General features: G+C 53.2%; 3 protein-coding genes. 1 reads left to right on the forward strand and 2 read right to left on the reverse strand.

Translation table 11 applies throughout. The annotated features are described in order from the left end of the window. Positions 1-95: 95 nt before the first annotated feature. On the forward strand, positions 96-959 hold the full coding sequence (locus tag O0882_RS28975; protein ID WP_289953450.1) for a hypothetical protein: 864 nt from the start codon (positions 96-98) through the stop codon (positions 957-959). On the opposite strand, the gene O0882_RS28980 is transcribed toward O0882_RS28975, so the two are convergent. Together O0882_RS28980 and O0882_RS28985 are read right to left on the reverse strand one after the other, a co-directional pair. Then, complete coding sequence (locus O0882_RS28980) at positions 942-2,054, reverse strand: ImmA/IrrE family metallo-endopeptidase (RefSeq protein ID WP_289953451.1); 1,113 nt, start codon at positions 2,052-2,054, stop codon at positions 942-944. The two genes, O0882_RS28975 and O0882_RS28980, sit on opposite strands and share 18 nt — an antisense overlap. Further along, on the reverse strand, positions 2,044-2,530 hold a 487-nt coding region (locus O0882_RS28985; RefSeq protein ID WP_289953452.1), incomplete at its 5' end, for a hypothetical protein. The genes O0882_RS28985 and O0882_RS28980, both read right to left, overlap by 11 nt.

Consider the following 2,530-nt stretch of genomic DNA (forward strand, 5'->3'; position numbering starts at 1 on the left):
TCAGGACCAGTTTTACCGCTTCTTCCCGAAGCTCCGGTGTATAGGTTTTTGAACGTGTCATAAGTTCTCCAGTTGGTGAAGTTTACCAAACTAGAGTGTCCGAAAAAGTCAGGGTACCTCAAGCTGAACTGACCGCCCTGGTTGCTCAGATGGTCGACAGTGTCGCGCGCATCAACTACGTTAAGACCATCGCTAAGCGCGATATCTCGCCCGCTAGATTGGACCCAAAGAATGCGCACATGTTCGACCCACTGCGCGCGGCGATTCAGCACATGCGCGCAGGGAACGAGGACGAAGCCTTCTGGCTGGTGTTTCTGTTTGTCCACTGCGGTAAAAACCTCACGAAAGGATACAGCCTGCTCCGCATGGTCTATGGCGCATTCAATGATAAGTTTGTGTGGACCTGGAAAAAATTCTCGGCAAACCCCGATGCGTTTTCGATGTGGCTTCATCAGCATTTAGACGAACTGCTGGCGCAAAGTAAGCAATTCCCCTTTGGTAATCACCGCAAGTACGAGAGTTTGAAGCATCTTGGTGTGACGCTTGCCAGCTATGCTGACTGGGTCGGGCCATCGCGGTCCCATCGACAGCTTCTTGACGCAGCAAAAGCTGAAGTTGGCACCGACCCGAAAGCGCTCTTTGACTACCTCTATTACAGCATGGATGCGGTGCACCGATTTGGCAGAACAGCCAAGTTCGATTATCTCACCATGGTCGGGAAATTAGGCCTTGAGAATATAGAGCCGCCATCGGCGTACATGATTCACGGTACCGGCCCGGTGCGAGGTGCACGGCTGTTGTTCGGTGGCGCTGCAGACAACGAATCACTGTCCAAAAGGAAGCTGGACGAACTCTCTGTAGACCTCAACAAAGCGCTCGGCGTGGGCATGCAGGTCATCGAAGACTCGCTTTGCAACTGGCAGAAGAGTCCCGATAAGTATTTACTCTTCCGCGGTTAACTGCTCCCATTTGTAGCGCGTTTTTAAGCGATTATATCGGTCAGGTCTAACCAGCCCGCGGAACTGCATCTGGCCAACAATAATACCGTAGGAAACGCCCGCATCGCGAGCAAGCCTGGTAATCCCGATGAGGGCTTTAGAAGCCGCTGGAAGACGCTGCTGTAACTCTCGCGGTATCAGGAGGTCCATCGCGAATTGATTGGCCTCTTCTTCTTGCGGAGACTTTGGTCCATCTGAAGTCTCAAGTATTAACAAGTCCGGGTCCCAGTGTAGAACCAGATGTCCAGCTTCATGGAAAAACGAAAACCAGAATTGGTCATCGGTTAGATATCGGAACGATAGAAGTAGCACAGCCTTCTTCGGACCCGCAAAGAATGTAGCACCGCTAGCACGGCACCCCTTAGGCGCCTTTACCGTCACAACGGCGACGCCAGCCTTCGCGCAAAGCGCTCGAAGCTTCGGTAAGAACTCGGATGGCTCAGCTATTTGGGTGAGGCCGCGTATCTTGGCCAACTGCGATGAGAAAAGCTGGGGGTTCCACTCCTGGCATTCGATAGTTTCTGCCTGAAGTTCGCCTTGGCGCAACCACGCGGCCGTCGCCGGCGCATGCTCTAGATATGCATCTGTCGTACGGAATGCTGCTGCGGCTTTGAGGTCGACATAGGTGCGATACCAAGCATCCAAATTCGGCACGCCGAAGAAGTCTAGGCAGCTGCGTAGCTTTTCCTGCTTGTCTCTTGCTGTATCCACCCAGCCAAGGGATTGCATTTCCTTGAGCGGCAGGCTTTTTAGCCAGGTCTTGTATTCTTCATTTTCGGCGTCAACACCTTCGTTTAGCTCGGCTAGTTGCTTGCGATATTGCTCTTCGCGGCGTAGCCAGAAGCTAGCAGGCGTCCCAAGTGCGTCTTCAAGACGAGCAGCGACACCGGCAGTTAACGGATTTTTGCCCGTAATGAGGCCTGCGAGCTGGCGCTCGCTCATGTCGACCAAATCGGCTAAACGCGAAGAAGCGACCCCTTTGGTATTCATCAAATCAGAAATTGTTCGGCCTGGCGGAACCGCCCACATTGGAGCGAAATCGACTTCAGTTCTCATTGGCGCGCTCTATAGATAAGATTTTCACTCGGGTGACCTGGGTCCAGTCTAGTTTTCCTGCCTTGCTGGGCGGCGGTTTATGGTTCGCCACGGCGCACAACTGGTAGGAATCGTCGAGAAAGATAACTATTCGGTCATTCGCCGCTTGGTCAAACTTCGCAAAGCCCCATGCAACTAGCTCGGCCGGCGAATCCGCAGCTCTAAGGTCAGCCAGCCGCGCGTGAAGCGACTGCCCTGCGGTTCCGCCATATTTGCGCTTCGCCGAAATACTGCTCTCGCAAACTTTTCTAAGATTTTCGTCTTGAAACGCCAGTTGTATAGGCATTGGATTATATATTTCGACCGCCGAGATTTGAGGTGTACTGTCAATAGCGGACACTCTTGTTTCAAGCCGCCCGTAGCTGTTTGCTGAATTTTTCAGCGAACAACGCGGGTGGAACATTGCCGAGGCGCGAGTGGCGCCGCTGGCGGTTGTA

The sequence above is a fragment of the Janthinobacterium sp. SUN073 genome, from assembly GCF_030397665.1.
In the GTDB taxonomy this organism is placed as follows: Bacteria; Pseudomonadota; Gammaproteobacteria; order Burkholderiales; family Burkholderiaceae_D; genus Janthinobacterium.

Bases quoted from the DNA above. Each gene is read 5' to 3' on its own strand.
- O0882_RS28980 (WP_289953451.1), bottom strand. From the start codon at position 2,054: ATGAGAACTGAAGTCGATTTCGCTCCAATGTGGGCGGTTCCGCCAGGC.